Genomic DNA, 22,311 nt, shown 5'->3' with positions numbered 1-22,311 from the left:
CGTAACGTCCGGCTCATGCCGACCATGCCGAAGTCGATCTTCTGGTCCCGGACGGACACCGCCGGCAGCGAGCAGGTGCTGCTCGACGACGGTCACGGGTTGACGGCCCGGGGCACCCTGCTCGCCGTGGACCCGATCCCCTGGACCGCCCGTTACCAGCTGACCACCGCGCCGGACTGGACCACCACCCGGGTCGAGGTCGAGGCCGAGGGGCTGGGCTGGCTGCGCAGGGTGAAGCTGGAGCGGGCCACGGACCGGTGGCGGGTGACCACCGCCGAGCAGGGCGACCTGGACGCGGCGCTGGTCGCGGCCGGTCATCCTCGGGCCGGTCTGCCGGGCACGGATGATCCGGACCGGCTGGCCAACGCGCTCGACGTCGACCTGAGCGGCTCGCCGCTGTTCAACACCCTGCCGGTCCACCGGCTCGGGTTGCCCGCCGAGCCGGCCGACGTGGCCCACCGGATCACCGTCGCGTGGGTGCTGCTGCCGGGTCTGGAGGTGGTGTCGGCCGAGCAGATCTACACCGGGCTCGGGCCGGGTCGGGTGCGTTTCGCCAGTGGCACCTTCACCGCCGAGATCGATCTGGACGACAGCGGCTACGTGGTGCGCTACCCGGGGCTGGCCGAACGGATCGACCCGCGCTGACCGGCGCGGACAGGCTCAGACGGGCCAGGTGCCGCTGGTCAGGAAGCGGTCGATCGAGGCCAGGTGCGGCGCCAGGTCGAGGCCCTGGGCGGCCACCCAGTCGTCGGAATAGTAGGTGTCGGCGTACCGGTCGCCTGGGTCGCAGATCAGGGTGACCACCGAGCCGGTCCGGCCCTCCGCGAGCATCCCGGCGATCAGGCCGAACGCACCCCACAGGTTGGTGCCGGTGGAGCCGCCCACGCGGCGCCCGAGGAGCGCCGATCCGGCGCGCATCGCGGCCAGGGACGCCGCGTCCGGCACCTGGACCATCCGGTCCACCACCGAGGGCAGGAAGGACGCCTCCACGGTGGGGCGGCCGATCCCCTCGATCCGGGAGCCCTTCCCGGTCCGCACCGACCAGTCGGCGGCCAGCCAGGCCGGGTAGAACGCCGAGTTCTCCGGGTCGACCACGCAGAGCTTGGTGGCGAGCCGGCGGTACCGGGCGTACCTGCCGATTGTCGCGCTGGTGCCCCCGGTGCCGGCGCCCACCACCACCCAGCTGGGGATCGGGTGTCGCTCCAGCTCCAACTGCGCGTAGATCGACTCGGCGATGTTGTTGTTGCCCCGCCAGTCGGTCGCCCGCTCGGCGTAGGTGAACTGGTCCATGAAGTGCCCGCCGGAGTCCTCGGCGAGCCAGCGCGCCTCGACCACCACTGTCGCGGGGTCCTCCACCAGGTGGCAGCGGCCGCCCTGGAACTCGATCTGCGCGATCTTCTCGGGCGAGGTGGAGGAGGGCATCACCGCGATGAACGGCAGACCGAGCATCCGGGCGAAGTACGCCTCGGAGACCGCCGTGGACCCCGACGACGCCTCGACGATCGTGGTGCTCGGCCCGATCCAGCCGTTGCAGAGCCCGTAGAGGAACAGCGAACGGGCCAGACGGTGCTTCAGTGAGCCGGTGGGGTGGGACGACTCGTCCTTGAGGTAAAGGTCGATCCCCCAGGCCCGGGGCAGGGGGAACGGCAGCAGGTGGGTGTCGGCCGAGCGGTTCGCGTCCGCCTCGACGGTGGCGATCGCCCCCGTCACCCAGGTCCGGCTGGCCTCGTCGCAGCGGTCGAGATGAGTCACGCTCGGAAACGTAGCAAGCAGGTCAGGGGTGGTCGGCGCCGGTCCGGCGGCGTTGCCGGCGTTGGCCGGCCCGGCCGGGCCGGCCGATCCGGCGACACCAGGGGTACGCGAGGGTCAGGCCGGGGGCGGGCCGACCGGCTGGGGGCGGTTCTCCCACTTGGTGGAGAGCGCGATGGCGGTGCGGGTGGAGGCGACCCCGGGGGTCCGGTTCAACCGCACGATCAACTGCTCCAACTCGGCGATCGTGCCGACCCGCGCCTTCAGCAGGAACGACTCCACCCCGGCCATGAAGTAGCAGGACTCGATCTCGGGCAGTACCCGCAGGGACTCGAGCATGTCGTCGCTGTCCGCGCCGGAGTCTTCGACGATGCCGATCAGCGCGGTGACTCCCAGCCCGATCGCCTCCGGTTCAACGTCGGCGCGGTAACCGCGGACCACACCGCTGCTCTCCAGCTTGCCGACCCGCTCGTGCACGGCCGGGGCGGAGAGGCCCACCTGCCGGGCCAGCTCGGCGTACGACAGGCGGGCGTTGCCGCGCAGCAGGTCGACGAGGCTCAGGTCGATGGCGTCCACGGAGAGTGACCTTAGCCGGTTACGCGTAACGCGACGCCTTCAGCATCCGTTGGACCGAACAGTGAGTAACTGTTCACGAACCGACAGTCAAGGCAGGGGTTGCACCAGTAGCATTTACTAACTTCCCACTCAGTGCATTTTTCGCGTTTGGCGGACAGGCCAGGTCCCTGGTGCTGTAATTGCCATACGTCCCTCATGACGGCTCTGGGCTCGCACCAGCCGGGGGCAGTGTGTTCAGCCAGGGGCTTCGTCGACGCGAGGAGGGGGCTGTGGACACTGGAGATCGCCTGCTGACACCGGGTGAGGTCGCCGCGCTGTTTCGGGTGGACCCGAAGACTGTGACGAGATGGGCGGCGGCCGGCCGGATAGGAAGCATCCGGACTCCAGGCGGGCATCGCCGGTTTCGGGAATCCGAGGTGCGAGCCCTGCTTGAGGGGGAGGGCATGCTGGACGAAGTGGACGAGGTCGGTAAGCCACGCAATGTGGGGCCGGCCGCATCCACGGGGCCGGGTCCGGCCAACGCCGGCATGTACTGAACTGGTGCGGACTACGCCACGCGGACCGGACACCAGTCCGGTCCGCGTACCGTTTCGGCCGAATCCGGTCGGGCGGCACGACGACGCGCGCTGAGCCGACAGCTCAGCCCCGGGCCGCACCGAGCTGGCCGGACCACCTGCGGAACAGGGTGTGCGGGACGCCGAGCGCGTCCAGCACCTTGCCGGCCACGAAGTCGACCAACTGCTGGGCGCTGGCCTCCGCGCCGGCCCCGTAGAAGCCGGGGCTGGCCGGCAGCACCACCGCGCCGGCGTCGTGCAGCGCGATCAGGTGCTCCAGGTGGCTGCGGGTCACCGGTGTCTCCCGGGGGACCACCACCACGGGCCGCCGTTCCTTGAGGTTGACCTCGGCGGCACGCTGCAACAGATCCTTGGACAGCCCGATCGCGATGCCCGCGCAGGCCGCCGTGCTGGCCGGGACCACGGTCATGCCGCGTACCCGGTAGGAGCCGCTGCTGGGCCCGGCGGCCAGGTCGCCGGCCGGCCAGTACCGCACGTCCGCTCCGGTCAGGTCCCGGCCGAGCCAACCCGCGAGGTCCTCGGCCCAGTGCCCGTCGCGGAACGGTCGGCCGGTCTCGTCGAGCACGGTGAGTCGGGCCGCTCGGGACACGATCAGGTCCACCGACTCGCCCGCGTCGAGCAGGCCGCCGATGACCGCCGCCGCGTACGGCGTGCCGGAGGCCCCGGAGACCCCGACCACCCATGGTTCCCGCATGCCCCCAGCCTGCCTGGTCCGGCTGGTGCGCTGGTGCGCACCCCCGGGATCGTCCGGCCGGGCCGCCTCAGGGGCGCAGGCCGAGCCGGATCACCAGGTCGAGCAGGGCGAAGACGAACAGCGCGATGCCGACGAACCCGTTGGCCGTGAAGAACGCGCGGTTGACCTTGCTGAGGTCGGTGGGGGTCACCACCAGGTGCTGGTAGCCGAACGCCACAGCGGTCAGGGCGAGCCCGATCCACCAGAGCCAGCCCAGGCCGATCAGCCCGCCGAACCAGATGAACAGCGCGAACGTCACCACGTGCGCGACCGTGGAGGCGTGCAACGCGAAACGACGACCGTACCGCGCGGGCACGCTGTGCACGCCGATCTCCCGGTCGATCTCGGAATCCTGGCAGGCGTAGATCAGGTCGAAGCCACCGATCCACAACCCCACCGCCGCACCGAGCAACCAGGCCGGCCCGGAGCCGTCCAGGGTGCCGGTGACCGCCAGCCACGCGCCGACCGGGCCGACCGCCTGGGCGATCCCGAGGATGGCGTGCGGCCAGTTGGTGAACCGCTTGGCGTAGGGGTAGACGACGAGCGGCACCACGGCGAGCGGCGCCAGCACCAGACAGAGCGGGTTGAGCAGGGCGGCGGTGACGAGGAAGACCACCAACGCGACGGCCGCGCCGGTCCAGGCCGTCCGCACGCTCACCGCGCCGGTCACCAGTTCCCGACCGGCGGTGCGCGGGTTCCGCGCGTCGATCCGCCGGTCGAGGATCCGGTTGGCGGCCATCGCGAACGTCCGTGCCCCGACCATGGCCATCGTGATCAGCAGCAGGTCCCACCAGCGCACGTGCCCGCCGTTCACCTGCATGGCGGTCAGTGCGGACAGGAAGGCGAACGGCAGGGCGAACACGGAGTGCTCGATCTTGACGAGGTCCAGGAACGCCCGCACCCGCCCCGGCTCCCGCGATCTTGCACTTTCTGTCGGGGCAGAAGGGGAGGAAGGGGGCAAATCGGGGACCGAAAGTGCAAGATCGCGGGTGTTGTCGGCGGGGGCCATCAGATGCCGTATTCCTTCCAGCGCTTGTCGACCAGGGCGGTGACCTCCGGGGCCATGCTCATCTCCTCCGGCCAGCCGCGGGTGTAGCCCTCGGTGGGTAGCTTGCGGGTCGCGTCGACACCCGCCTTGCCGCCCCAGAACTGCTGGTACGACGAGTGGTCGAGGTGGTCCACCGGGCCCTCGGTGAGCAGCAGGTCGCGCGCGTAGTCGACGTTGCCGAAGGCCCGGAAGGCGACCTCGTTGTAGTCGTGCACGTCGCAGTCCTCGTCGACGATCACGATCAGCTTGGTCAGCGACATCAGGTGCGCGCCCCAGATCGCGTTCATCACCTTCTGCGCGTGCTTCGGGTAGCGCTTACGGATCGAGACGATCGCGCAGTTGTGGAAGACACCGGCCGCCGGCAGGTCGTAGTCGACGATGTCCGGGATCATGAGCTTGAGCAGCGGCTGGAAGATCCGCTCGGTGGCCTTGCCGAGGCCGTGGTCCTCCTGTGGCGGCTTAGACGTGACGATCGAGTGGTAGACCGGCTTGCGCTGCATGGTCATTGCCTCGATGTGCAGCACCGGGAACGGCTCGACCGGGGTGTAGAAGCCGGTGTGGTCGCCGAACGGGCCCTCGGGCAGTCGCTCACCGGGCTCCAGGTAGCCCTCCAGCACGATCTGCGCGTGCGCCGGCACCTGCAACGGCACGGTGAGGCAGTCGACCATCTCCACCCGTTCGCCGCGCAGGAACCCAGCGAACAGGTACTCGTCGATGTCGCCGGGCAGCGGGGCGCTTGCCGCGTACGAGACGACCGGGTCGCAGCCGATCGCGACCGCGACCGGCAGACGCTGCCCGAGCCGCTCGGCGACCGCGTGGTGGGCCGTCGAGTCCTTGTGGATCTGCCAGTGCATGCCCAGGGTGTTGCGGCCGTGCTGCTGGAGTCGGTACAGGCCCAGGTTGCGCTTGCCGGTCTCCGGGTGCTTGGTGTGGGTCAGCCCGTAGTTGTGGAAGATCCCACCGTCGTCGGGCCAGACCTGTAGCCCCGGCAGCCGGTTCAGGTCGACGTCCTCGCCCCGGTAGACGACCTCCTGGCAGGGCGCGGTCTTCACCTTGCGCGGCGGCACCGACTTGAGCTGCATGACCTTGCCGAGGCCCTCCCGGATGCCGGACCAGCCGACCGGCAGTTCCGGCTTGATCAGCGCGCCGATTCGGGCGCCGATCTCGTCAAGTGACTCGACGCCGAGCGCCATCGCCATCCGCTTCTCGGTGCCGAACAGGTTGATCGCCAACGGCATCTCGCCCCGGGTCGGGCGCTCGAAGAGCAGCGCCGGGCCGCCGGCCCGCACCGTGCGGGTGACCACCTCGCTGATCTCCAGGGTGGGGTCGACCGGGACGTCGACCCGGCGCAACTCCCCCGCGCGCTCAAGCGCCGCGAGGAAGTCCTTGAGATCGGTGTACGGGAAGCCACGAGCCGCCATGTCGCCAGTCTCCCGCACCGGGTGCCACACGGCCCAAGCCGGGTGCTGTGACACTCGCGATGACCCGGGAACCAGTGGCCGGGTCAGTGGACGCGGGCGGTCCGCGCGGACCGCGCGGTCCGCGCCCTCCGCGCGGTCCGCGCCCTCCGCGCGGTCCGCGCCCTCCGCGCGGTCCGCGCCCTCCGCGCGGTCCGCGCCCCAAGATCCACTCGGTTTTCGTGAAGTCGGTGCATCGCGGGCCGCAGGACACCGCGACTTCACTGAAACCGAGTGGATCAACCGGCAGGAGCGGCGCCTCGCGGGGCATGGCGGGCGGTTGAGCGGGTAGCCGGGCAGGCGGCGGGCGGACGACAGGCCGAGGCGCGCGGACGGACGGCGGACGGGGGCGGCGATGGGCGCGGAGCGGGTTCCGGCGGGGTTCACCGAGCAACGGGCGCGGGTCGGCCAGATCGCCATGAACTACGTCCGGGGCGGCAGTGGCCCGCCACTGGTGCTGCTGCACGGGTACCCGCAGTGCTGGTACATGTGGCGGCACCTGCTGCCCGAGCTGGGACGCTCCTTCGACGTCGTCGCACCCGACCTGCGCGGCTTCGGGGCCAGCGACGCCCCGGCCGACGGCTACGACAAGAAGACGGCAGCCGCCGACCTGCACGGCCTGCTCGATCAACTCGGCCTGACAAGCGACCTCCGGGTGGTCGGACACGACCTGGGGACGATGGTGGCGTACGCGTACGCCGCCGCCCATCCGCAGCGGGTGAGTCGGCTGGTGCTCACCGAGGCGCCGATCCCCGACGAGAGCATCCACACGTTTCCCGCGCTCACCCCGGCCGGGCCCGGGGTGTGGAATTTCGGCTTCTTCTCGCTCGGCAACGGGCTTCCGGAGGCGTTGGTCAGCGGGCGGGAGTCGCTGTGGGTGGACCGGTTCACCGACGCGCTGATGGTGCGCAAGGGCAGCATCGCCGCGCCCGACATCGAGGAGTTCGCCAGCCACCTGCGCGACCCGGCGCATCTGCGGGCGAGCTTCGCCTACTTCCGGGCGTTCGAGCAGGACATCGCCGACAACGCCGAGCACCGGTCGGTGAAGCTGACGATGCCGGTGCTGGCGGTCGGCGCGGCGGCCAGCCTCGGCGGGCAGGTGGCCGAGCAGGTTCGCCGGTACGCCGACACCGTCCGCGGCGAGGTGATCGAGGACTGCGGGCACTGGCTGTACGAGGAGCGTCCGGACGAGATGCTCGCCCTGCTGCGCGACTTCCTCGAGGCGGCCGACCGGTCCGCGTGACAGAGCGGTAAGCGCCAGGCGACGCAGGCCGGCCACCTGGCGCATCGTTCTGGGTGACCGCCCTGGACGGTCAGGCGACGGGCGCCGACGGACTGCGTCGTTCCGCGGAGATCTTCGACCGGCTACGCGGGCAGTGGGCCGACACCCTCGGCCCAGAACGGGTCACCGCCATGGAGGACGACCTCCGCACGATGGCCTCCGCCAACTGGTTCCGACTCGACGTGCCCGGCTGGTTCGGCGGCTGCCAGTGGCCCGCCGACACCGCCGTGGAACGACAAGGCCGCACGGAACGACAAGGCCGCACGGAACGACAAGGCCGCACGGAACGACAAGGCCGCACGGAACGACAAGGCCGCACGGAACGGCAAGATCGCGCGAACGACAAGGCCGCACGGAACGACAAGGCCCGGGTCAAGCCCGGCGGGCACATCTCACCGATGGTGGCGAAACGGCGGGGCGTGGCGGCAGGGTGGAACCATGTCGGACGCGTTCGTCGTCGGTGACCGGGACGGGTTGTCTCCCCTCCTGGTCGCGATTCGCGACGCCGTCGCCCGGGAGCTGCACGCCCAACTGGCGCTACGCGGGGAACGGATCGAGCTGGCCGACCTGCCGGAGGTGTCGTACCAGGTCACGCTACGCGTGGACGAGACCCTGCGCGGCACCCGACATCCTCCCCAGCGACCCCGACGCTCTCAGTCGCCCGCATAGAGCCGCGACGGATCGACGAGGACGACATCGGGACGCTGAGCGGCCGCGTGCCGCAGCTCGTCGGTGAACCCTGCGGCGCTCGCGAGCAGCAACCGACCGTCCCTCACGTCCAGGCCGGGACGCGCGGCGAGCAGGTCACGTGCGCGGCTCAGTCGTTCCAGCTCGGGCCGACCCAGCGTGCGACCCCACTTGACCTCTCCGATGGCGAGCAGCGGCCGAGGGCCGTCGCCGAACGGCGGCTCGCCGAACGCCACCAGGTCGAGTTCCAGGCTGGTACGGGTGGCGGGATCGGTGAGGACGGCCGAGCTGGCGTCCGCGACGACACCACCAAACGTCTCTGGCGTGGCGAAGCGCAGAGCCCACTGCCGGACGATCTCCTCGAACGCTGGCCCCAGCACCGCGCTCGAGTACCGGCGGTTGGAACGCCTCCAGACGTCCGAGCCACGCCGTTGCTCCAAGGCCGTCCAGGAGGGCCGCATGACAGCCTGATAGAAGGTGATCAGGGGTTCGGCGATGCGGTAACGGCTGCGCCCACTGCGAAGCGGATCGGGCTCGCGAATGAGGAGACCGGCATCCTCAAGGACGGTGAGCGGATGCTGGAGGTCGGTGGCCTTCCGTCCGATGTACCCGGCGATCCCACCTCGGGTGCCGTTGCCTTCGGCGACCGCGGACAGCACGGAATGGTAAAGAGCGGTGTCTCGCAGGTCGGGATCCTCGGCAAGCAGATAGCGAGCCTCGCGGAACAACGGGCGGGCCGGATTCAGCACGGCGCGGACGACCCAGTCGTCGAAATCGTCCGGTCCGTCGGGCACATCGTCCTGGACATACTCCCGTCGGTAGGCCGGGGTGCCACCGACGATGGCGAACACGCGGGCAGCGAGCGCAGGATCATCGAGCCCCCAGAACGTCGCCGCGGCACGATAGTCCAGGGGTGGCACGGCCAGTTCAAGCCCTGCCCGTCCGCGCAACGGGGCCGAACCGGCGAGCAGACCACCCATGAACGACAGTGCCGAACCGCACAGCAGCAGGCGCGTGCGGGAATCGGTGCGCTCGACCCGGCCCGGCGTGAGCGCGTGCTGAATTATCGACGGGAGATCCCGAGTCGACCGGGCAAGATAGGGGAACTCGTCGATCACCACGGTAACCGGGCGGTGCTGGCCCAGCGCGAGCAGTGCGTCGACCGCTCCCGACCAGTCGTCCAGGCGAAGCGGACCAGGCGCGTCGGTGTGCCGGCCGAGAGCCTCCCCGAGTCGACGCAGCGACTCCACCGGGGTCGCCTCTGTCGCCCCGAAGTAGAAACCGTCGGTGGCGCGGGCCAACTCGTACAACAGCAGGGTCTTGCCCTGCCGGCGACGGCCACTGACCACGCCCAGCGTCGCGCCTGGGCGGTCGTCCGTGGCGAACCGGACCAGCTCCGCCCACTCGACGTCACGGTCGAAAATCTCCGCTGGCTTGGAGAGCTTCACTGTCACATCCCCACAGAATGTAGAACTACGCTTCCAAGAAGTGTAGTTCTACATTCTGTCAACTGTGGTTCAGTCCAGCCCGCCGTACGAGTGCAGGCCGGTGAAGAAGATGTTCACGCCGAACAGGTTCATCAGCATGGTGAGGAAGCCGAGCACCGCCAGCCAGGTGGCCACGTTGCGCCTGACGCTGGGCGTGGCGCGGGCGTGCAGGTAACCGGCGTACACGACCCAGGAGATGAAGGCCCAGGTCTCTTTCGGGTCCCAGCCCCACGGCCGGCCCCACGCCGCCTCGGCCCAGATCGCGCCGGCGATGACCGCGAAGGTGAAGATCGGGAACGCGAACGCGTGCAGCGCGAAGGTCAGCCGCTCCAGGCCCACCGCGCCGGGCAGGCGCTTGGCCAGGGTGTACGGGAAGCTCCGCTTGCCCTGCTCGTATCCGTTGCGCATCAGGAAGCCGACCGCCGGCACCACACCGAGCAGGAAGATGCCGGACGCGAAGACGATCGTCGAGACGTGGATGACGAACCAGTACGAGTTCAGGGCCGGCACCAGCGGCACGATCGGCACGTACAGCACCAGCTCGGCGGTGGCGACAAGCAGCACCATCACCAGGGTCAGGAAAAGCCCGAGTTTGCGCAGCGACGGCCGCTTCCAGAGCACCACCAGCCAGGCGGCGACACCGATGAACGTCACCGTGAGCACGAACTCGTACATGTTGCCCCACGGCATGCGGTCCGCGGCGAGGCCGCGCGTGACGAGCGCCGCCAGGTGCAGCACGGCGGCGACCGCGGTGGCGCCCACCCCGACGAGACCCGCGAGGCGGGCACGTCGCGCCGACCGGTCGGCCGCGGCAGACGGCGGGACCGGCGCGGGCGGCGGGGGCAGGGTGCCGCCACCGGCGCCCACCAGTTCACGGACCGGAGCCGCAGCGGCGATTCGGGTACGCGCGTTGCCCAGCGCGTACTCCACGGCGTGACCGATCATCGCGACCAGGTACGCGAGGATCGCGAAGGTCACCAGATTGTCGGAGAGTGCGGACATCACTCGGCTCCTTCTCGCACGCCGGCCCGGTCGGTGGAGTCACCTTCGGGCCGGTCGGCACCGTTGACCGCGGCGACGAGCTGGGTGAACTCGTCGGCGAACCCTGGGTAGTCGGTACGCGGCAACCCACCGACCTCCATCAAGCTACTACCGCTCGTCGGAGATCCTTCCCCCGGGTCGGCCGGCACCACCCGGAAGAACACCCGACGACGCCGCCCGAACAGCGAGCCCATCAACCCGACAAGCAGAACACCGCAGCTGATCAGCAGCGGGGTCGCGCCGGGATCGTGCCGGACGGAGAGGGTGACGTACCGCTTGGTGTCCAGGAACTCGACGGTCGAGCCGTCGTCGAGCGTCCAGGTCTCGCCCTTGCGCAGCAGTTTGGTGCCGACCTCCTTGACCTTGCCGGTCCGCACCTGCCGCTGGTCGAGTTGGTAGATCGAGCCGGGGATGCCGGCGTCCCGGCCGAGGTTGCCCCGGTACGCGACCAGGTTCAGCACCGGGTTGCGCTCGGCCGGATACTGCGAGCGTACGAACGGCCCCTGCTCGGGCGCCGTGGGCAGGTAGATGCCTGTGAACGCCATCTGCTGATCCGGTGCGCGCTGCCCGGTGGCCGGGTCGACGTTCGCGTCCGGGAAGGCCGCCAGCCCCTCGCTCGTCAGACCCATGTCACCTGTGGTGAGGAACGGGTCGTCGCTGAGCTGGCTGTTGCCGAACCGGTCGGTGTAGCGGATCACCGGGGCGTACCCGTGGCCGAGCAGGTAGACGCTTGCGTCCTTCAACCGCAGCGGCGAGTTCACCGAGAAGTCCGCGCTGCGGGTGGGCTCGTCCGGGCCGTCGACGGTGACCGTGGCGTTGAAGAACTGCGGCTGGCCGGAGGGCAGGAAGCGGGCCTGGAAGTCGTCCAGCCGCAGGCAGAAGCGGGGCAGGTCCGCGCTGTCCACCCGGGGGCCGAGCTTGGCCTCGGCGAACTGCTGGCGGGTGTTGCAGAACGTGTTGTCCGCGCCGGCCACCAGGAGCCGGTTGCCACTCCAGCCGTACCACGAGCCGAGCGCGACGCCGATCAACACCGCGATCAGCGACATGTGGAACAGCAGGTTGCCGGTTTCCTTGAGATAGCCCTTCTCGGCGGAGACCTCGTTGCCGCGCACCTGCACCCGCCAGCGGCGCTTGCGCAGCACCTCGGCGATCGCCGTGGCGCCACCGGCCGGCGCGGGCAGCACTGTGTGCTGCGGCAGCCGCGTCATCCGCTTCGGCGCGGCCGGCGGCCGGGCCCGCAACGCCCGGACATGGTCGCGCAGCCGGGGCGTGATGCATCCGATCAGGGAGGTGAACAGCAGCAGGTAGATCGCGGAGAACCAGACCGAGCCGAAGACCTCGAACGCGCCGATCCGGTCCAGTCGGGGGGCCCAGGCCGGGTGGTCGACAAAGTACTGGTTGACCTTTTCCGGGCTGATCCCGCGCTGCGGCAGCACCGAGCCGGGGATGGCGGCGACCGCGAGCAGGAAGAGCAGGATCAGCGCCGTACGCATGCTGGTGAGCTGCCGCCACGAGTTGCGCAGCAGGGCCAGCAGCCGGTTGGGCCGACGCCGTGGCGCCGGGGCCACGGTCTCCGGTCGGTCGTCGACGACCGTCATCAGATGCTCACCTCGCCCACCCCGACGGTGGTCTGCAACCAGATCACGAAGCTCTGCCATCCGCCGGTGACGAGCGCCAGGCCGATCAGGATGAGCAGGGCGCCGCCGACCCGGGTGACCCAGCGGCTGTTGCGCCGGACGGCGCGGAAGACCCCGAGCAGGCGTTCGAAGCCCAGCCCGAAGACCACGAACGGTATCCCCAACCCGAGGCAGTACGCCACGGCGAGCACCATGGCGCGGTCGGTCTGGCCGCTGGCGGTGGCCATGCCCATCACCGCGCCGAGGGTGGGGCCGGTGCAGGGCACCCAACTGAGCGCGAACACCGCTCCGAAGACAGGTGCGCCGAGCAGGCCGGCCGACGGCAGTCGGGAGATCCGGAACTCGCGTTGCAGGGCCGGGATCATCCCGAGGTAGCTCAACCCCGCCACGATGACCAGCACGCCGACGCCGATCTGCAACTCGCGCTCGTAGTCGAAGAACACCCGGCCGATGCTGGCGAAGAGGATCGCGGTGGCCACGAAGACGACCGTGAAGCCGCCGATGAAGAGGAGTGTGCCGGCGAGCACCCGGCCCTTGACCGCGCCGACCCGCGCGACCCGCTCCTTGACGGCGACACCGCCGGTGGCCGGTGCGGGTTCGGCCGCCGGCCGGCGACCCTCCAGGTCGGCGCCGGCCAGACCGGTGACGTACGACAGGTAGCCGGGGACGAGCGGAAGCACGCACGGGGAGAGGAAGCTGACCAGGCCGGCGAGCGCCGCCGCGCCGATGGCGAGCAGCAGCGGCCCGCTGACGGCCAGCTCCTTGAAGGTCTCGCCCATCAGCCCGATGCCGGCTTCTCGGCCGCGATCCGCTCGACGATCGGTTGCAGGCCCTCCTGCTTGACCGCGGCCCGGATCACCACGGCGATCCGACCCTCCCGGTCCAGCACCACTGTCGCCGGGACGAAGTTCGGTGGGATGTCCAGGTTGAGCGCCAGCTTGCTGCTCGGGTCGAAGAGGCTCGGATAGGTGACCCGACCCTTCTCGAACGCCTTGGCCTTGTCCCGCTCGTCGGAGACGTTGGCGCCGAGGAAGGTCACTCCGGAGCCCTTGGTGGCCTGGTAGGTCGCTTCCAGGTCGTCGGCCTCGGCACGACACGGCGCGCACCAGGAGCCCCAGAAGTTGAGCACCACCACCTGGCCGCGGGCCTGGCTGACGTCGTAACCGCCGCCGTCCAGCAGCTCACCGGCGAGCTTCGGGGGTGCCGAGCGCTGGTCCGGTGCGCACTCGAAGATCCCGTCGGTGGTGGTCGTGCAGGTCTTCTCCTGCCCCTTCGACGACGTGCAGCCGACGAGCGCCACCGCGGCGACGACGGCGAGCAGGCCGGCGGTCCACCTCCGGGCGTACATTCAGGCCCCCTTGGCCGTCCGGGCTGTCGCGGAGAGAGCGATCAGGTGCGCGGCCGGCTCGCTGTAGCCGATGCCCGCCACCTTCGCGCCCTCGAAGTGGAACGAGGTGAGGCTGGCCAGCCCACACTGCCGCTTGCGCGGGTCGTGCCAGAGACGCTTGCGCTCGACGTGGCGACGCAGCGTCCAGATCGGGAGCTGGTGCGACACCAGCACCGCCTCGCGCCCCTCGGCGGCGACCCGGGCGGCCTGCACGGCGGCGAACATCCGCTCGGCGATCACCCGGTACGCCTCACCCCAGGACGGGGTCACCGGATCGCGCAGCACCCACCAGTTACGCGGGTCGCGGAACGACCCGTCACCCGGGGACACCTTCTTGCCCTCGAACCAGTTGGCGCTCTCGATCAGCCGCTCGTCCACGCCGACCGGCAGCCCGAACTGGGCGGCGATCGGCTCGGCGGTCTGCTGGGCGCGTTCCAGCGGGCTGGCCACCACGTGCACGATCTCCCGCTCGGCCAGGCCCTGTGCGGCGGCCTTGGCCATCTGCACACCCAGCTCGGAGAGGCGGAAACCGGGCAGCCGACCGTAGAGGATCTGGTCGGGGTTGTGCACCTCGCCGTGCCGGAGCACGTGGACCACCGTCTTGCTCAAGGTCTTTTACCCCCCGTGACCAGCCGCTGCCGCCGCGTTCGCCGCCGTGGGCAGCGCTGCGGCGATGTGCTCCAGAGCGGCGTCGTCGATCGCCGCCGACACGAACCACGACTCGAACGCGCTCGGCGGCAGGTAGACGCCGGCGGCGAGCATCGCGTGGAAGAACGCCTTGAACGCCGGCACCTGCTGGGTGCGGGCGCTGTCGTAGTCGACCACGTCGGCGTCGGTGAAGAAGATCGAGAACATGCTGCCCGCGTACGACAGTCGGTGCGGGACCCCGGCGGCGGCCAGCGCGTCGGACGCCAGCTTGCCCACGACGGCGGCCGTCTCGTCGAGGCGGCGGTAGAGCGCGTCGTCGGCGAGTCGCAGCGTGGCCAGGCCGGCGGCGCAGGCCAGCGGGTTACCGGAGAGCGTGCCGGCCTGGTAGACCGGGCCGGCCGGCGCGAGCCGCGCCATGATGTCCGCCCGCCCGCCGAACGCCGCGGCGGGCAGGCCACCACCCATGACCTTGCCGTACGTCCACAGGTCGGCGTCGGAGGCGTCGAGGCCGTGCCACCCGGCGCGGGAGACCCGGAACCCGGTCATCACCTCGTCGACCACCAGCAGGGCCCCGTGCGCGTGCGCGATCCGGGCGAGCTGGGAGTTGAAGCCGTCGCGGGGTGCCACCACGCCCATGTTGCCGGCGGCGGCCTCGGTGATCACCGCGGCGATGTGCGGGCCCTCGGCGGCGAAGGCCTCCTCGACGGCCCGGATGTCGTTGTACGGGAGAACTATCGTCTCGCTGGCCGCCGCGCCTGTCACTCCTGGCGAGTCGGGCAGGCCCAGGGTGGCCACGCCGGACCCGGCGGCGGCGAGCAGTGCGTCCACGTGACCGTGGTAGCAGCCCGCGAACTTGATGATCTTGGACCGACCGGTGAAGCCGCGCGCCAGCCGGATCGCCGACATGGTCGCCTCGGTGCCGGAGTTGACCAGCCGGACCTGCTCCATCGGGGTGCGGTCGACAAGCTCGGCGGCCAACTCCACCTCGCCCGGGGTGGGGGTGCCGAAGCTGGTGCCCAGGGCGGCGGCGGCCTGCACGGCGGCCACCACCTCGGGGTGGGCGTGCCCGAGGATCAGCGGACCCCACGAGCAGACCAGGTCGACGTAGCGGCGGCCGTCGGCGTCGTACAGCCACGGACCCTCGCCACGGACCATGAAACGCGGGGTGCCACCGACCGCCTGGAAGGCGCGCACAGGGGAGTTCACCCCGCCCGGCACGATGGCGCGGGCGCGGTCGAACAGGGCCTCGGAGGCCGGCGCGACGGCTGGGTAGCGGCCGGATCCGGCGGGAAAGATGTCGGTCACGATGCCGCCATTGTGTCAGCGCCGCACGGTCAACCAGCAGCCACCCCGCGGCAGGGTTACCGGGCTCACCCCTGGCCGGGCGGTGGGCGGCGACGGCTCGTGACCTCGGCGGGCGGCGGCTCGCGGCCTCAACAGGCCGGGCCGGGCGGATCGCGCTAGGCTGACCGGGTGGATCGTGCCGAACTGTCCATCACGCTACACCGGACGGGCGACGAAGCAGTGCTGCGCCTGGCCGGTGAGATCGACATGCTCACGGCCGCCCAGCTCTCCACGGTGGTCAACGAGGTGCTGGCGGACCCACCCCCGCGGATCGTGCTCGATCTGGGTGGAGTCACCTTCTGCGACTCACAGGGCCTGGGCACCCTCGTCGTGCTCAGCCGCAAGGCCAGCCACGCGCAGAGCCTGTTGATGCTGACCCACGTGGGCGACTTCCTGATCCGCGTCCTGGACATCACCGGCCTGCGCAGCGCCCTGATGATCCGCAACGACCAACCCACCGGCTAACCCCCCGCGCCCCACCCTCCCCCTCTCGGGGTTGATCATGAGGTTGACGGGTCATTCGGGCACCAGATCGCCCGTCAACCTCATGATCAACGCGTGTCAGGGGGTGGGTCGGGGGGCACGGTTACGGGGTGGGGATGTCTCGGGTGCGGAAGGTTGCGACAGCTCCGATCAGCAGGGCCGCCGCTGTCGCTGTCAGGGCGGCCAGTGGGGCTACCTGCCAGTTCTCGCTGAGGACCTGGGGGGTGTGGGTGAACGGGGAGACATTGAGCGCCCACTGGTCCAACCCCAGCACCGCGCCGAGCTGACCGAGCAGCAGACAGCCGGCGAGCGCCGCCCAGGCAGCCGCGGAGAAGCGGGGCAGCCAGCCGACCAGCAGCGCCGCCAGCCCGGACAGCACCCAGGCCGCGGGCACCTGGGCCAGCCCGGCACCGAGCAGCCGCGGCAGCTCGCCGCCGACGTCGGAGACGCTGAGCCCGTAGGCCAGCCCGGTGGCGAGCCCGGCGACGCTCAGCACGACCGCCGGGCCGAGCAGCGCGAAGACCAGATGCGCCGCCAGCCAGCGAGTCCGGCTCACCGCCGTCGCGAGCAGCGGTTCGGCCAGCCCGGCGGTCTCCTCCGCCCGGGCCCGCAGCGCGGCCTGGATGCCGTACCCGGCGGCGGCCGGCGCGGTCAGGCTCAACGTCCCACCGAGGTACGCCTCGGCGAGCGCGGAGCTGCCGCCCAGCCGGGACAGGATGTCGGCCACCTGCTGGTTGCCCCGCACCGCCTCGCCGGCGGCATCCGCCGCCCCGCCGAGCACCAGGCCGAGCAGCCCGAAGCCGACGGTCCAGCCGAGCAGTTGGGTCCGGTGCAGCCGCCAGGCCAGGCCGAACGGGCCGGCCAGGCCGGCAGCGGCGGCGGGGCCGAGCCGGGACGGAAACACCCCCGCGCCGAGGTCACGGCGGACCGCGACGGGGTACGCGACGAGCGCGACCACCACGCTGAACAGCACCGGCAGCAGCAGCACCCACGGGCGCTGGTCGGCGTAGGCGCGACTCCGTGCCGACCAGCCCAGCGGTGAGAGCCAGCTCAGCCACTCGGCGTCTCCACCGGTGCCGCCGGACCCTCCGGCGTCGCCGGCCAGCCGCAGCACGAAGGCCAGCCCGAGCGCGCCCAGGCCGATCCCACGCGCCCCACCCGCACCCTCGGTGAGCTGCGCGGCAAGCCCGCCGACAGTGGCGAAGGCCACACCGGTGAGCGCCACGCCAGCGCCGAAGAGCACCGAACCCGCGCCGGGCAGGCCGGCCGCGATCAGACCGCCGGCGGCGAGCAGGCCGAGCAGCACATTCGCGGTGTACGTCACAAGCAGCGCGGCGGTCAGCCCCGCGTACCGGCCCAGCACTGTCGCGCCGAGCAGCTCCCGGCGACCGGCCTCCTCCTCGGTCCGGGTGTGCCGGACCACGGTGAGCACGCTGACCAGCGCGGCGATCAACGCCAGCAGACCGGCGCGCTGGACGGTGAGCGCGCCGATGCTGTCGCCGTAGACCGGGCCGAGCAGGGCGACGATCGACGGGTTACTCGCCGTGCCGGCGAGGTACGCGGCCCGCTCGGCGGCCGTCGGGTACAGCTCGGCGTACGCGCTGGCGTAGCTGGCCGGCAGCACCGCCAGCAGCAGGATCCAGATCGGTAGCAACACCCGGTCCCGGCGCAGGATGAGGCGCACCAGGTGCCGCGTCCCGGTGAGGGCCGTCATGACCGCACCTGCTCGGCCTGGTAGTGCCGCAGGAACAGTTCCTCAAGTGTCGGCGGCTGGCTGACCAGACTCCGTACGCCGATCTCGGTGAGCTGGCGCAGCGCGGTCGCCAGCGCGGCGTTGTCCACGTCGAAGCGCACCCGGTGCCCGTCCACCCGCAGGTCGTGGACGCCGGCGAGCTGGCCCAGCGCGTCCGCCGGACCGGTCAGCTCGGCGTCGATCGAGGTGCGGCGCAGGTGGCGCAGCTCGGTCAGGGTGCCGGTCTCCACGTCCCGGCCGTTGCGGATGATCGTCACCCGGTCGCAGAGCGCCTCCACCTCGGCCAGGATGTGGCTGGAGAGCAGCACGGTGCGCCCGTCGGCCTTGGCGCGGCGGACCCAGTGCTGGAACACCTCCTCCATCAGCGGGTCCAGCCCGGAGGTCGGCTCGTCCAGGATGACCAGTTCGGCGTCCGAGGCGAGGGCCGCCACCAGGCCTACCTTCTGCCGGTTGCCCTTGGAGTAGGCCCGCCCCTTCTTGCGCGGGTCCAGCTCGAAGGAGTCCAGCAGCTCGGCCCGGCGGGCCGGGTCCAGCCCGCCGCGCATCCGACCGAGCAGGTCGATGACCTCGCCGCCGGAGAGGTTGGGCCAGAGCGTCACGTCGCCCGGCACGTACGCCAGCCGGCGGTGCAGGGCCACCGCGTCGCGCCACGGATCGCCACCGAGCAGGCGGACGGCCCCCGCGTCCGTCCGCAGCAGGCCGAGCAGTGCCCGGATGGTCGTCGACTTGCCGGCACCGTTCGGGCCGAGGAAGCCGTGCACCTCGCCGGTGCGGACGGTCAGGTCCAGACCGTCGAGTGCCCGCGTCCGGCCAAAGGTCTTGACCAGACCGGACACCGCAATGGGAGTTTCCATATATCGGAAGCTACACTCGTTTCACAAAGTTGTGAAGACTGTGAGACCTGGGCAGCATCGAGGGTCACACCAGCACGTGGAAGGGGACCACCATGGCAACCGGCGACAGCCACGACCCGGTGCACCTCTTCGTCGAGCGAATGGCCCTGACCTTCGCCGAGGTCGGTTTCCCGCGAATGGCAGCCCGGGTGCTCTTCACCGTGATGACCGCGGACGACCCCCTCACCGCCGCCGAGATCGGCGAGCGGCTCGGGGTGAGCGCCGCGGCGGTCAGCGGCGCGGTCCGCTACCTCACCCAGTTCGGCATGCTGATCCGCGAGCCGGTCCCCCGATCCCGACGGGATCGCTACCGGATGCCGGACAACCCCTGGTACGAGGCGACGATCACCAAGACCATGCTCTACAAGACGTTCATCGACGTGGCCGAGGGCGGCGTGGTCGCCCTCGACGGCCCGGAGACGCCGGCCGGCGAGCGGGTGGCCGAGATGCGCGACTTCTTCATCTTCGTCCAGGAGGAGATCGACTCGCTGGGCGAGCGGTGGCGGGCCCGCCGGGCCGCCACCGGCCACCTGCGGCCCGGCGAGGTCTGAGCGTCAGGCGGTGTTGCCCCAGCGGGCCTGCTCGAGCATGCGTACCGCCCGGTCGTGGGACTCCGCGCTGTCGGAGCGGAGCAGCGTGGTCGCCTCGTCCACCGCGTCGGTGAGCCGCCGCCACTGCGTGTCGCGCTCCCGGACCAGATCCGACTGGGTGGCCAACTGCCGGGTCTTCACCCACAGCTCGACGAAGACCGACACCTTGGCCCGCAGCACCCACGGGTCGAACGGCTTGGTCAGGTAGTCCACCGCGCCCACCTGGTAGCCCCGGAGGGCGAGCTGGGCGTCCCGGTCCGCGGCGGTGAGGAAGATGATCGGCACGTGCCGGGTCCGCTCCCGGCGCTTGATGTGGCTCGCCGTCTCGAACCCGTCCATGTCCGGCATCTGCGCGTCCAGCAGGATCACCGCGAAGTCGTCCACGAGGAGCTGCTTGAGCGCCGCCTCACCGCTCTCCACCGCCACCGACTGCACCGGCAGGCCCTGGAGGATCGCCTCCAGGGCCGTCAGATTCTGCCGCCGGTCGTCCACGAGCAGCGCCTTGGCGATCTGGGTCACGAAGTCTCCTCGGTCCGGCTGCCGTTGATCCAGGACGACATCAACTCGATCAGGTCATCCAGGTCGACCGGCTTGGTGATGTAGTCGCTGCCGCCGGCCGCGAGCGCCGACTCCCGGTCGCCCGGCATGGCCTTCGCGGTCAGGAAGACCACCGGCAGATCGGCGAACCGATGGTTGCGGCGAATCTGGCGGGTGGTCTCGTAGCCGTCCTGGTCCGGCATCATGGCGTCCATCAGCACGATGTCCACCTCCGGATGCTCGGCCAGCAGGCGGACACCGTCCGCCCCGTTGTCCGAGTACAGCACGGTCATCCCGTGCAGCTCCAATGCGCTGGTCAAGGCGAAGACGTTGCGGACGTCGTCGTCGACGATCAGCACCGTGGCGCCATCGAGTTGACGGGTGGCCGGCGCCTCCGGCCGCTCCGGCAACAGCTCCAGCGGCGGCATCAGCAGCGACGAGGGCAGGCCGGCGCGCTGCGGAGACGGAAGCTGGGGCGCGACCACGGCATCCGGGGCCAACACCTGCGGCACGAACAGGGTGAAGGTCGAGCCCTGACCGGGAGCGGACGACACGGTGATCGTGCCGCCGATAAGCCGGGCCAGATCACGGCTGATCGACAGGCCCAGGCCGGTGCCGCCGTAACGGCGGCTGGTCGTGCCGTCCGCCTGCTGGAACGCCTCGAAGATGATCGACAACTTGTCGTCGGAGATGCCGATCCCGGTGTCGATCACGGTGAACGCGATCACCTGCTGGGCGTTCGTCAAGGCCGGCACGTCGAAGACCGCGTTCTCCGCCGCCGGGGCGATCCGCAACGTCACCGCGCCGTTGTCGGTGAACTTCACCGCGTTGGAGAGCAGGTTGCGCAGGATCTGCTGCAACCGCTGCGCGTCGGTCACCAGCGCCGGCGGCAGATCCTTGCTCACCCGTACCTGGAAGTCCAGGTTCTTCTCCTCGGCCTGCGGCGCGAACGCCTGCTCGACATAGCCGCGCAGCTCGGCGAAACGGATCTCGGTGGGCTCGACGTCCATCCGGCCCGCCTCGATCTTGGACAGGTCGAGGATGTCGTCGATCAGGCGCAGCAGGTCGGAGCCGGACCCGTGGATGGTCTTGGCGAACTCGATCTGCTTCGGGCTGAGGTTCTGCTCCGAGTTCTCCGCCAGCAGGCGAGCCAGCAGCAGCAACGAGTTCAGCGGCGTACGCAGCTCGTGGCTCATGTTGGCCAGGAACTCCGACTTGTAGGCCGAGGCCCGGGTCAGCTGCTGCGCCTTCTCCTCCAGGCCCAGCCGAGCCAGCTCGATCTCCCGGTTCTTCGTCTCGATGTTGCCCTTCTGCTCGGAGAGCAGAGTCGCCTTCTCCTCCAACTCGGCGTTCGTGCGCTGCAACTCCGCCGACTGCTCCTGCATCTCGTGCGCCAGCCGCTGCGACTGGGCCAGCAACTCCTCCGTACGACGGTTGGCCTGGATGGTGTTGACCGCGATGCCGATGGTGAGCACCAGCCGCTCCAGGAACGCGAGGTGCAGCTCGGAGAAGGCCGACACGCTCGCGAACTCGATCACGCCGAGCAGCTCACCCTCGAACAGCACGGGGAGCACCACCAGGTCCGACGGAGGCGTCTCGGCCAGACCGGACCGCAGGGTGAGCCGGCTGTTCGGGGAGGCGCTGACCCGGATCGTGCGGCGCGACAGCGCGGTCTGCCCGACCAACCCCTCACCCGGACCGAAGGTGACGTCGTTGCCCCGCGCCACGTACCCGTACGAGGAGGTCAGCCGCAGCCGCATGCTGCCGTCGGTGTCGTCGGCCAGGAAGAAGGCGCCGAGCTGGGCGTCGACAAGCGGGGTCACCTCCATCATGATCATGCGGCAGACCTCGCCGAGGTCGCGCTGACCCTGCAACAGGCCGCCGATCCGCGCCAGGTTGGAGTCCAACCAGCCCTGCTCGGCGTTCTTCTTCGTCGTCTCCCGGAGGGTGACGATCATCTGGTTGATGTTGTCCTTCAGCTCGGCGACCTCGCCCTGCGCCTTGACGGCGATTCGCTGGGTCAGGTCGCCCCGGGTCACCGAGGTGGACACCTGGGCGATGGCCCGTAGCTGCGTGGTCAGCGTCGAGGCGAGCTGGTTGACGTTCTCGGTCAGGTCGCGCCAGGTGCCGGACACGCCCTTCACCTGTGCCTGACCGCCCAGCTTGCCCTCGATGCCGACCTCACGGGCCACCCGGGTCACCTCGTCGGCGAACGACGAGAGCTGGTCCACCATCGTGTTGACAGTCGACTTCAGCTCCAGGATCTCGCCCCGCGCGTCCACAGTGATCTTCTGGCTCAGGTCACCCTTCGCCACGGCCGTGGTCACCGAGGCGATGTTGCGGACCTGGCTGGTCAGGTTCGACGCCATCGAGTTGACGTTGTCGGTCAGATCGCGCCACGTAC

The 22,311-nt window shown here is 70.7% G+C and carries 23 protein-coding genes; 7 read left to right on the top strand and 16 right to left on the bottom strand.

All coding sequences use genetic code 11. The annotated features are described in order from the left end of the window. The first annotated feature begins 24 nt into the window (after positions 1–24). Positions 25–645: a putative glycolipid-binding domain-containing protein gene (locus tag ACLQ29_RS08220; RefSeq protein WP_425771245.1), complete on the top strand. Its 621-nt coding sequence runs from the start codon at positions 25–27 to the stop codon at positions 643–645. Between the two features lie 15 nt (positions 646–660). Here ACLQ29_RS08220 and ACLQ29_RS08215 read toward each other — a convergent pair whose 3' ends face one another. Together ACLQ29_RS08215 and ACLQ29_RS08210 are read right to left on the bottom strand one after the other, a co-directional pair. After that, positions 661–1,752, bottom strand: a complete 1,092-nt coding sequence (locus ACLQ29_RS08215) for a PLP-dependent cysteine synthase family protein (protein WP_425771032.1) — start codon at positions 1,750–1,752, stop codon at positions 661–663. Between the two features lie 114 nt (positions 1,753–1,866). Continuing rightward, positions 1,867–2,325, bottom strand: a complete 459-nt coding sequence (locus ACLQ29_RS08210; protein WP_393365557.1) for an Lrp/AsnC family transcriptional regulator — start codon at positions 2,323–2,325, stop codon at positions 1,867–1,869. Positions 2,326–2,594: 269 nt separating this feature from the next. Between ACLQ29_RS08210 and ACLQ29_RS08205 the strand changes: the two genes are divergently transcribed. Further along, positions 2,595–2,861 carry a BldC family transcriptional regulator gene (locus ACLQ29_RS08205; protein WP_007454516.1) on the top strand — a complete coding sequence of 89 codons (267 nt, stop codon included), beginning with the start codon at positions 2,595–2,597 and terminating at the stop codon, positions 2,859–2,861. Between the two features lie 103 nt (positions 2,862–2,964). Here the strand turns inward: ACLQ29_RS08205 and ACLQ29_RS08200 are convergent, their stop codons facing one another. The 3 genes from ACLQ29_RS08200 to ACLQ29_RS08190 all read right to left on the bottom strand — a co-directional run bounded on the left by ACLQ29_RS08200 (position 2,965) and on the right by ACLQ29_RS08190 (position 6,102). Then, on the bottom strand, positions 2,965–3,594 hold the full coding sequence (locus ACLQ29_RS08200; protein ID WP_425771031.1) for a UbiX family flavin prenyltransferase: 630 nt from the start codon (positions 3,592–3,594) through the stop codon (positions 2,965–2,967). Positions 3,595–3,661: 67 nt separating this feature from the next. Then, complete coding sequence (gene mqnP, locus ACLQ29_RS08195) at positions 3,662–4,642, bottom strand: menaquinone biosynthesis prenyltransferase MqnP (protein WP_425771030.1); 981 nt, start codon at positions 4,640–4,642, stop codon at positions 3,662–3,664. Next, complete coding sequence (locus tag ACLQ29_RS08190) at positions 4,642–6,102, bottom strand: menaquinone biosynthesis decarboxylase (protein WP_425757319.1); 1,461 nt, start codon at positions 6,100–6,102, stop codon at positions 4,642–4,644. The genes mqnP and ACLQ29_RS08190 overlap by 1 nt, the downstream gene beginning before the upstream one ends. A 391-nt stretch (positions 6,103–6,493) precedes the next feature. Between ACLQ29_RS08190 and ACLQ29_RS08185 the strand changes: the two genes are divergently transcribed. The 3 genes from ACLQ29_RS08185 to ACLQ29_RS08175 are packed head-to-tail and all read left to right on the top strand — an operon-like array spanning position 6,494 to position 8,089. Beyond that, on the top strand, positions 6,494–7,381 hold the full coding sequence (locus tag ACLQ29_RS08185) for an alpha/beta fold hydrolase (protein ID WP_425771029.1): 888 nt from the start codon (positions 6,494–6,496) through the stop codon (positions 7,379–7,381). A gap of 53 nt (positions 7,382–7,434) precedes the next feature. Beyond that, positions 7,435–7,884 (top strand): hypothetical protein, encoded by a 450-nt coding sequence (locus tag ACLQ29_RS08180; RefSeq protein WP_425771028.1) that lies wholly within the window; start codon positions 7,435–7,437, stop codon positions 7,882–7,884. Further along, entirely contained in the window at positions 7,859–8,089 is a 231-nt protein-coding gene (locus ACLQ29_RS08175; RefSeq protein ID WP_425771027.1) for a hypothetical protein, read from the top strand. Before ACLQ29_RS08180 ends, ACLQ29_RS08175 begins: the two co-directional genes overlap by 26 nt. Here the strand turns inward: ACLQ29_RS08175 and ACLQ29_RS08170 are convergent. The 7 genes from ACLQ29_RS08170 to hemL form a co-directional block, all read right to left on the bottom strand. Further along, on the bottom strand, positions 8,074–9,555 hold the full coding sequence (locus ACLQ29_RS08170) for an AAA family ATPase (protein ID WP_425771026.1): 1,482 nt from the start codon (positions 9,553–9,555) through the stop codon (positions 8,074–8,076). The two genes, ACLQ29_RS08175 and ACLQ29_RS08170, sit on opposite strands and share 16 nt — an antisense overlap. Before the next feature lie 69 nt (positions 9,556–9,624). Then, on the bottom strand, positions 9,625–10,596 hold the full coding sequence (gene ccsB, locus ACLQ29_RS08165) for a c-type cytochrome biogenesis protein CcsB (protein WP_425771025.1): 972 nt from the start codon (positions 10,594–10,596) through the stop codon (positions 9,625–9,627). Continuing rightward, entirely contained in the window at positions 10,596–12,233 is a 1,638-nt protein-coding gene (gene resB, locus ACLQ29_RS08160) for a cytochrome c biogenesis protein ResB (RefSeq protein WP_425771024.1), read from the bottom strand. Before resB ends, ccsB begins: the two co-directional genes overlap by 1 nt. After that, on the bottom strand, positions 12,233–13,051 hold the full coding sequence (locus tag ACLQ29_RS08155) for a cytochrome c biogenesis CcdA family protein (RefSeq protein WP_425771023.1): 819 nt from the start codon (positions 13,049–13,051) through the stop codon (positions 12,233–12,235). The genes resB and ACLQ29_RS08155 overlap by 1 nt, the downstream gene beginning before the upstream one ends. Next, positions 13,051–13,620: a TlpA family protein disulfide reductase gene (locus ACLQ29_RS08150; protein WP_425771022.1), complete on the bottom strand. Its 570-nt coding sequence runs from the start codon at positions 13,618–13,620 to the stop codon at positions 13,051–13,053. The genes ACLQ29_RS08155 and ACLQ29_RS08150 overlap by 1 nt, the downstream gene beginning before the upstream one ends. Continuing rightward, complete coding sequence (locus ACLQ29_RS08145) at positions 13,621–14,268, bottom strand: histidine phosphatase family protein (RefSeq protein WP_393365537.1); 648 nt, start codon at positions 14,266–14,268, stop codon at positions 13,621–13,623. Positions 14,269–14,274: 6 nt separating this feature from the next. Continuing rightward, complete coding sequence (gene hemL, locus ACLQ29_RS08140) at positions 14,275–15,612, bottom strand: glutamate-1-semialdehyde 2,1-aminomutase (protein WP_425771021.1); 1,338 nt, start codon at positions 15,610–15,612, stop codon at positions 14,275–14,277. Between the two features lie 168 nt (positions 15,613–15,780). Between hemL and ACLQ29_RS08135 the strand changes: the two genes are divergently transcribed. Continuing rightward, the gene (locus ACLQ29_RS08135; protein WP_007454492.1) at positions 15,781–16,116 is read left to right on the top strand and encodes an STAS domain-containing protein; all 336 of its coding nucleotides are present in this window, start codon (positions 15,781–15,783) and stop codon (positions 16,114–16,116) included. A gap of 121 nt (positions 16,117–16,237) precedes the next feature. Here the strand turns inward: ACLQ29_RS08135 and ACLQ29_RS08130 are convergent, their stop codons facing one another. Together ACLQ29_RS08130 and ACLQ29_RS08125 are read right to left on the bottom strand one after the other, a co-directional pair. After that, a complete protein-coding gene (locus ACLQ29_RS08130) occupies positions 16,238–17,848 on the bottom strand; it encodes an ABC transporter permease (protein WP_425771020.1) in 1,611 nt (536 codons plus the stop codon). After that, positions 17,845–18,741 (bottom strand): ATP-binding cassette domain-containing protein, encoded by an 897-nt coding sequence (locus ACLQ29_RS08125; RefSeq protein WP_425771019.1) that lies wholly within the window; start codon positions 18,739–18,741, stop codon positions 17,845–17,847. Before ACLQ29_RS08125 ends, ACLQ29_RS08130 begins: the two co-directional genes overlap by 4 nt. A 92-nt stretch (positions 18,742–18,833) precedes the next feature. Between ACLQ29_RS08125 and ACLQ29_RS08120 the strand changes: the two genes are divergently transcribed. Beyond that, on the top strand, positions 18,834–19,331 hold the full coding sequence (locus ACLQ29_RS08120; RefSeq protein WP_425771018.1) for a GbsR/MarR family transcriptional regulator: 498 nt from the start codon (positions 18,834–18,836) through the stop codon (positions 19,329–19,331). A gap of 3 nt (positions 19,332–19,334) precedes the next feature. On the opposite strand, the gene ACLQ29_RS08115 is transcribed toward ACLQ29_RS08120, so the two are convergent. Further along, positions 19,335–19,889, bottom strand: coding sequence for a response regulator (locus ACLQ29_RS08115; RefSeq protein WP_425771017.1), 555 nt, complete (start codon positions 19,887–19,889; stop codon positions 19,335–19,337). Next, positions 19,886–22,311, bottom strand: a 2,426-nt coding sequence (locus ACLQ29_RS08110) for an ATP-binding protein (protein WP_425771016.1), incomplete at its 5' end; no start/stop codon positions are given. The genes ACLQ29_RS08110 and ACLQ29_RS08115, both read right to left, overlap by 4 nt.

Origin of the sequence: Micromonospora sp. DT228, from assembly GCF_049841595.1 — a bacterium.
Lineage (GTDB): Bacteria > Actinomycetota > Actinomycetes > Mycobacteriales > Micromonosporaceae > Micromonospora.
This window is presented reverse-complemented; position numbering and strand designations above follow the sequence as displayed.